Raw genomic sequence first — 6,840 nt, forward strand, 5'->3', positions numbered from 1 at the left:
TGCCAGCCGGCGGTCCAACGCCTCCAGCAGGTGGGCGAGGTTGCGCCGGTACAGGGCGGCCTTCCGCCGGCCCATCGCGTCGAGCGACCCGCCGTGCTCCAGCAGCATCCCTCCGATGACGGCCTGGGAGACGGGGGAGGTGTTGACCGTCGTCATGCTCTTGACCGCGGTGACGGCGTCGCTGAGCAAGGACCGTTCTCCGCCGCCGGAGCGCACCTCCTGGTCGGCGACGACGAATCCGACCCGGGCCCCGGGCATGCAGACCTTCGCGAAGGTGCCGATCAGGATCACCCGCCCGCCCCCGTCGAGCGCCTTGAGCGGTGGGAGCTCCTGCCCCGGCGGTGCTGTGAACGCGTAGGCGTTGTCCTCCAGGATGAGGAAGTCCTCTGCTTCCGCCAGGTCGAGCAGGCGTCTGCGGTGGGAGAGGTCCAGAAGGTTTCCCGACGGGTTGGAGAAGTCCGGGGCCGCGTAGAGCGCACGGATCCGCTTCCCGCGCCCTCTGGCCTCTCGGCACGCCGCCGCCAAGCGGTCGAGGTCGATGCCGTCCTCGGTCTCGGAGACCGGAACGATGCCGATGTCCAGGAGGCGGGCCGCCCCCGAGATCCCGACGAAGCACGGGTCGGCCACGGCCAGCACGTCGCGTCCCGGGCGGAACAGGGTACGCAGGGTGAGCAGCATGGCCTCCTGCGCGCCGACGGTGATGACCAGCGCTTCGGGCGGGACATCGACGTGGCCGGCCGCTCGCAGGGCGTCGGCGACGATGTCGTTGATCAGCCCGCGCGCCGGACCGTACTCGGTGAGGAGCCTGCGCGCCCGTTCCCGGTCCACGCCGCGGACGGAGCGGACGTGGTCCAGGAAGCGGTCGACGCAGGCGGCGATGTCCGCACCCCCGACCGGGGCGAGCTGCGGGGCGCCCGGCGCCAGGGACACCGCGTCCGGGTACCGGTCCATGATCTCGTTCAGGAAGTTGATGGACCCCAGGACCGGATGGTGCAGGGACCCGTGCAGGTCAGCCCCGTCGATCAGCACCGTCACCCGCTCCCTTCCGCGCCCGGCCGCTGCGCGACCACGCCGCTGCGACCTTGTCCAGGACGTCCTTGCTGTAGAGCCGGGACGCCTGGACGGCGGCGAACTCGGCCAGGTACTCCCGGAGCCGGTCCGGCGGCTCCTCCGCGAGGGCGAGCATCCTCCGGTTCTCCACCACCGCCGGGGCGTCCAGCTCCTCGGCCGCCCGCTCCACGGCGCCCTCGACGGCGTCGGCGTCCACGACCTCGTCGCACACCAGGCCGGCCTCCGGGTCCGTGGCCCGGATCCTCTGCCCCGAGAGGATGATCCGCCGCGCCAGCCGGCTCCCCGTGAACCGGCCCAGGCGCAGACCCGCCACGCCCGGAACGATCCCCTCCTGGGCGGCCGGAAGGCTGAAGTAGGCGTCCTTCTCGGCGATGACGCGGTCGAAGAGCAGGAGCAGCTGCATGCCGCCGCCGATCGCGAACGCGTCCACCGCGGCGACCCAGGGCTTGTGCACCGCCTGCCGGGTGAGGCCGTCCGCGTCCGGCCCCGGGTGCAGCCCGTGCATCACCTTGCCCAGGCACCCCATCTCCCTGCGCAGCAGGAAGTCGACGAAGGAGATCCTGCCGCCGTGCAGGTCCGACAGGTTGATGCCGGCGCTGAAGACGCGCCGTCCCCGGTAGCGCGGGTGGGTCATCACGCCTCCGCGGACGACGCCCACGCCGGTCCCGTCGTCCATGAGCACCAGGTCGACGGCGGTCTCCAGGTCATCGACCAGCCGGTCGTCCTCGGCGTTCAGGCAGTGCTCGTTGCAGAGCGTCAGATGGGCCGCCCGCCCGCTCCGCCTCAGCCGCACGGTCGGCAGGTCGAGCCGTCCCGACCGCCGGAAGTCCGGGAGCAGGCGCTCCGCACGCGGGGAGGGCGCCAGCATCGACTCCATGAGGCGGGGGCCGGCGTCCGGCGACCGCAGCAGGCCCCGGAAGAAGACGCCCTGGTCGATCTCGCGGCCCTCCTTGTCCTCCTGGACGTGCCGCCGCTCCGCGCCGAGCTGCTCCCGGGTCGGCACCAGGCCGGGGAACGCCTCGGCGGCGGCGAAGGCGAGGTCGGACAGCCGCTCCCTCCGCTCCCCGCCCCGGGTCAGAGCCTCGTACACCCCGTCGGCGTGCAGGCCGATGAACCGGCCCCGCAGCGCGCGGCACGCCCCCAGGACGCGGTCGGCGGTGCGCTGCCGTCCCCGGTCGCGGTCCCGCCGTTCGGGCAGCGCCGCGAGCAGCTCCTCACCCGCGCGGACGAACCCCGCCAGTGCCGCGGCATCGTCGGCGAGTGCGCCCTTCTGCACGGGCATGGCCGCGCGCCAGTCCTCGACCCGCGCGGCGAGCGGTGCCGTCATGGACGCGCCCCCTCCGGCTCGGCGCCGCCCAGCCGGCGCAGCTCCCGGTCGCACGCGGCCAGGTGGGCGCCGAGGGCCTCCTCGAAGCCCGTGGTCGGGGCCTCCATGAGCAGCTGGCGCCGGACCGCGAGCTCCGGGCCGGCGATGCGGCCGAGCAGCAGGGCCGCCGCCCGCACCGAGTCGGCGACCTGCGCGGCCACGTCGTCGACCAGCCCCAGCTCGCCGGCGCGGTCGGCGGTGATCCCGTCGGCCCACAGCACCAGTTGGCGCGTCCGCGCCGCCCCCACCTGGTGGACCAGCCGGTGCACCGCCATGCCGGGCCAGAACTGGCCCTCGTTGACGGGCATCAGCAGCCGCATGTCCGTGCTCCCGATCCGGTAGTCGCTCGCCAGGAGGAGGTCGAGCGCGGGGCCGCCGCAGGTCCCGCGGATCACCCCGATGACCACCGCGTCGAGGCGCTCCAGCCGCCGCACGGCCTTCTCCCAGCGGCCGACCTCCCGGGTCTCCACCTTCCCGGGCCAGGAGCGGCCGTCCGGTGAGGTTGGGCCGGGCCAAAGGACGACGACCGCCGGCCCGGAGGCCTCCTCGACGCGGTCGCACACCCCGTTCAGCGCCGCGGTGAGCTCGGCGAGCGGGCGCGTGCCGTCGACCTCCAGCGTGAACTCGAACTCCTCGTCGATCTCGTGCATGTCACTGCGCGCGTTCATGCCCCTGCGCTCCTCTCCTCTCCCACGGTGCCGCTACCACCGCAGCAGCGCCGTCTCGATCGTCGATCCCGGGCCCATCGTCATCAGCACCCCGTGGTCCCCCGGGACCGCCGCCCCCTCGGCGAGCAGGCGTTCGTAGGAGAAGAGGAACGATCCGCTGGACAGGTTCCCGCAGTCCCGGAGCACACCGGTGGTGTGCCGCAGGTCGTGCCGGGTGAGCCGGAGATTGACGCGCAATGCGTCGATGACCTTCTTGCCTCCCGAGTGCACGATCCAGTGCGCGATGTCGGAGCGGCGCAGGCCCGCGTCCGCGAGGAGGCGCCGCACCGGGTCCGCGGCATGCGCCCCCACGACATAGGGGATGTCCGGATCGAGGGAGAAGCTGAACCGGCCGTGGGTCTCGTCCCAGTCGTAGCGCATGGCATCGGAGGCCTCGGGGACGGTCTCGCTGGCGAACCCGAGGAGGGCGGGCGCGCCCCCTCGGGCCCCGTCCCCTGCGGTCCCTCCCCCGGCGGGCTCGGCGCCGGCCTGGACCGCGACCGCCGCCGCACCGTCGCCGAACAGGCTGTTCACGACCGACGTGCGCATCGTCCCGTCGAAGACGTAGGCGGCGGAGCAGGCTTCGATGCAGACCATGAGCGCGAGCGCCCCGGGGCGGGCCCCGGACCACCCCGCCACCGCCCCCAGGGCGTTGAGCCCCGCGTTGCACCCCATGCCCACGACGTCCAGGCGCGAAGTGGCGGTGGGGATCCCCATCTCCTTGATCAGCAGCGCGCTGAACCCCGGCGTGATGAACCCCGTCGAGGAGACGCAGCACAGGTACCGGACGTCCGAGACGTCCGCGCCCGCCCGCTTCAAGCACGTCCGGATCGCGGAGGCCCCCATGGACAGGCCGCTGTCCACGTGTCTGCGCAGGAGGTCCCCCTGCGTCTCCTGCACCATTCCCCCGCTCGGGGATTTCGGAGGCAGGGTCAGGTGGCGCCGGTCGATCGCGCTGTTCAGGAACACCGACCTGATCCGGGGCTCCTCGATCCCGAAGATCTCCAGCAGTTCGTGCTGTGTATAGGAATGCGGAGGCAGAGCGGTACCGACCGCGGTGATCCGCGGGTGCGATTCGGGCGTTCCAGCGCCGGAACACCCTCCCGCGCCCTCCGTATCCGGAGCTCGGACGCCTCTCATCAGTCTTTTCGCCCTCCCCTCTCATCAAGGGACTACCTGGAGAAGACCGCCGTTGATAACTTGGGCCCCATGAGCTCTCCCGCGGCGGAAACGGAAACAGCCGGCCAGGGGCCCAGAGTCCGATACGAGAAACACGGCCGCGTCGCACGCATAACTCTCGACCGCCCCCACGTGCTGAACGCCATGGACACCCGCATGCACGAAGAACTCGCGGAGGTCTGGGACGACTTCGAAGCCGACGACGATATCTGGGTCGGTGTCCTCTCCGGCGCCGGGGAGCGCGCCTTCTCGGTCGGGCAGGACCTCAAGGAGCGCGCCGCGCAGATCCGGTCGGGAGAAGCGGAGCCCACCACGTTCGGCAGCCGGGGGCGTCCGGGGTGGCCGCGGCTGACCGAACGCTTCGATATGGTCAAACCCCTCATCGCCGAAGTGCGGGGATACGCCCTGGGAGGCGGGTTCGAACTCGCTCTGGCCTGCGACATCGTCGTGGCGTCCGAGGACGCCGAGTTCGCCCTTCCCGAAGCACGGCGCGGACTCGTTCCCGGAGCGGGGGGCGTCTTCCGGCTGTCCCGGCAGATCCCCTTCACGACCGCCATGGGGTACCTGATGACGGGGCGCCGGATGACGGCCGCGCGCGCGTACGAGCTCGGGCTGGTCAACGAGGTGGTGCCGCCGGGGGACCTCCGCGCCTGCGCCGACGGCTGGGTCCGGGACGTCCTGCGCTGCTCGCCCCTCTCCGTCCGCTCCATCAAGGAGGCCGCCGCGAAGTCGGCCGGCATGTCGGTGGAACAGGCCTTCGCCACCCGGTACGCGTGGGAGGAGAAGCGCATGCGCAGCCGGGACGCCGAGGAGGGGCCGCTCGCGTTCGCGGAGCAGCGCCCGCCCGAGTGGCGGGGGTACTGAGGCCGGCGGTCCGGCCGGACGCCACACCCCATCTCAGCCGTAGAGGTAGTCCTCGGGCCCGCCCTCCCGGACCGTGTCGAGGGTGAAGCAGTGGAAGCCCCCGCCGAACAGCCGCCGGTGGCGGTGCCGGACGGGAACGGCGGTGAACCCGTGCCGTTCCAGGGTCCGCGCCAGGTCCGGGCACGCTTCGTTGACCAGGACCGTCTCCGGGTCCACCGACAGCACGTTGAGGTCGATGAACGGGGTGGTGAGCACGAGGTCGTCGTCCTCGTAGCGCGGGAAGGCGTCCTCGCCGGGTGCGGGCGCCACGATCCTGTCCCACCTGCGCAGCGGCTCGGGGAGGTACTCGGCCACCTCCTCCGAGCGCACCAGGAGGGTGCCCGGGCGCAGGGCCAGCACCATGCTGTCGATGTGGCTGTCGCTGAGGCGGTGGACCCGGTGGATCCGGAAGCGCCCTTCGAGGTGGCGCTCCAGCCAGTCGACCGCCATGGCGTGGTTGGCGGTCGAGATGTTGGCGACCACATCGCGCCCCAGGCGCAGGCACTGGGCCCCGTCGAACATGATCTCGAAGCCGACGTCGTAGGGGGAGGGCTCCCGGCCGGCGACCGGCTCCATCGGGCCGCCGGCCGCGTTGTCCGCGTACGAGGGGTCGAAGGAGGCGTCGGTCATCAGCGGCCGGGGCATCACCGTCCAGCGCGCGCCGCGGCGGAAGTAGTCGGCGAAGATCCCGGTGAGGAACTGGGTCTCGAAGTAGCGGGACCGGATCATCGGCGAGGTCTCGATGATCTCGTCGCCCAGGACGAGCGCGATGTCGCGGACGTTGAGCGGCGGTACGACGGCGGCCGACCACGCGGGCGTGCTCACCTCGGTGGTCGACTCGTGCAGGTCGATCGGGCGCAGGACCTTGACCGAGAGCGACTCCAGCGTCTTGGCGATCCCTTCGAGGTCCTCGTTGAGCTCGTCGACGTAGCGCTGCTTGATCGGCGAGCGGCCGGGCCTGCGCCCGCCGCCGTCGCGCGCAGGGGACAGCCGGGGGTAGTACCACTCCGACTTCAGGTGCTCGTGAAAGAAGAGTTCAAAGGAGAGTTCACGCTCATGGGAGGTGTAATTGGCGGCCGAACCGACGACGACTTCTTTGAGCGGGGACCATTCGTCGAAACTGCTCAGCAGCATTCCCGCCTCCTTCGAAACCAGGGCATTCAGCGAAATTACAAGAGGCGCTCAAACGCGTCAACCCCACAAAGAAGCAATCATTCGAACCGGCCTCCTGGAGCAGGTCCGGCGACCGGACAGTCTTTCCTCACTCAAGGGCTACTGCCATGCAGCCCGAGCGCCGGGTAGCGTCGGCCCCGCCGTGCGGAATCAACGGATGCCCACCGGAGAGCGGTCGACGTCCGTCCACTCTCCGATGCATTTTCATTCTGCGCTTTTCAGCACTCCGGATCGGAATGACCACGGAGGATTCCAAAGGAGACTCGACATGTCTGAAAAGGTTTCCCGGCCCTGCGGGGATCTGAACGGCCTCGCCGAGCTGGGGCCCGACCGGCTGCAGTCGTTCCTGGAGGCGCGGGCCGGCACGGCCGTCCGCGGCGCGGGCGACGCGTTCTTCACCGCGCCGAGGGCCCAGACGGTCCGCGGCGTCGGCGACTCGTT

At 71.6% G+C, this 6,840-nt stretch carries 7 protein-coding genes; 2 read left to right on the forward strand and 5 right to left on the reverse strand.

The window, feature by feature from the left end; genetic code table 11:
• The 4 genes from D450_RS0102455 to dpgA form a co-directional block, all read right to left on the reverse strand.
• Positions 1-1,035, reverse strand: a 1,035-nt coding sequence (locus tag D450_RS0102455) for an aminotransferase class I/II-fold pyridoxal phosphate-dependent enzyme (RefSeq protein ID WP_017537097.1), incomplete at its 3' end; no start/stop codon positions are given.
• Positions 1,010-2,398 carry a (3,5-dihydroxyphenyl)acetyl-CoA 1,2-dioxygenase DpgC gene (gene dpgC, locus D450_RS0102460; RefSeq protein ID WP_017537098.1) on the reverse strand — a complete coding sequence of 463 codons (1,389 nt, stop codon included), beginning with the start codon at positions 2,396-2,398 and terminating at the stop codon, positions 1,010-1,012. The genes dpgC and D450_RS0102455, both read right to left, overlap by 26 nt.
• Positions 2,395-3,105, reverse strand: a complete 711-nt coding sequence (dpgB, locus tag D450_RS0102465) for an enoyl-CoA-hydratase DpgB (protein WP_017537099.1) — start codon at positions 3,103-3,105, stop codon at positions 2,395-2,397. Before dpgB ends, dpgC begins: the two co-directional genes overlap by 4 nt.
• Positions 3,106-3,138: 33 nt before the next feature.
• Complete coding sequence (gene dpgA / locus D450_RS0102470; protein WP_338037938.1) at positions 3,139-4,284, reverse strand: 3,5-dihydroxyphenylacetyl-CoA synthase DpgA; 1,146 nt, start codon at positions 4,282-4,284, stop codon at positions 3,139-3,141.
• Positions 4,285-4,353: 69 nt separating this feature from the next.
• Here dpgA and dpgD point away from each other — a divergent pair, with 69 nt between their 5' ends.
• Positions 4,354-5,187 carry an enoyl-CoA-hydratase DpgD gene (gene dpgD, locus D450_RS0102475; protein ID WP_083932530.1) on the forward strand — a complete coding sequence of 278 codons (834 nt, stop codon included), beginning with the start codon at positions 4,354-4,356 and terminating at the stop codon, positions 5,185-5,187.
• A 33-nt stretch (positions 5,188-5,220) separates the two neighbouring features.
• Here the strand turns inward: dpgD and D450_RS0102480 are convergent, their stop codons facing one another.
• Positions 5,221-6,360 carry an inosamine-phosphate amidinotransferase gene (locus tag D450_RS0102480; protein ID WP_017537102.1) on the reverse strand — a complete coding sequence of 380 codons (1,140 nt, stop codon included), beginning with the start codon at positions 6,358-6,360 and terminating at the stop codon, positions 5,221-5,223.
• 307 nt (positions 6,361-6,667) lie between these two features.
• On the opposite strand from D450_RS0102480, the gene D450_RS35535 reads away from it, so the two are divergent.
• On the forward strand, positions 6,668-6,840 hold a 173-nt coding region (locus tag D450_RS35535), incomplete at its 3' end, for a thiovarsolin family RiPP (RefSeq protein ID WP_161631137.1).

It is taken from the genome of Nocardiopsis halophila DSM 44494 (assembly GCF_000341245.1).
In the GTDB taxonomy this organism is placed as follows: domain Bacteria; phylum Actinomycetota; class Actinomycetes; order Streptosporangiales; family Streptosporangiaceae; genus Nocardiopsis_A; species Nocardiopsis_A halophila.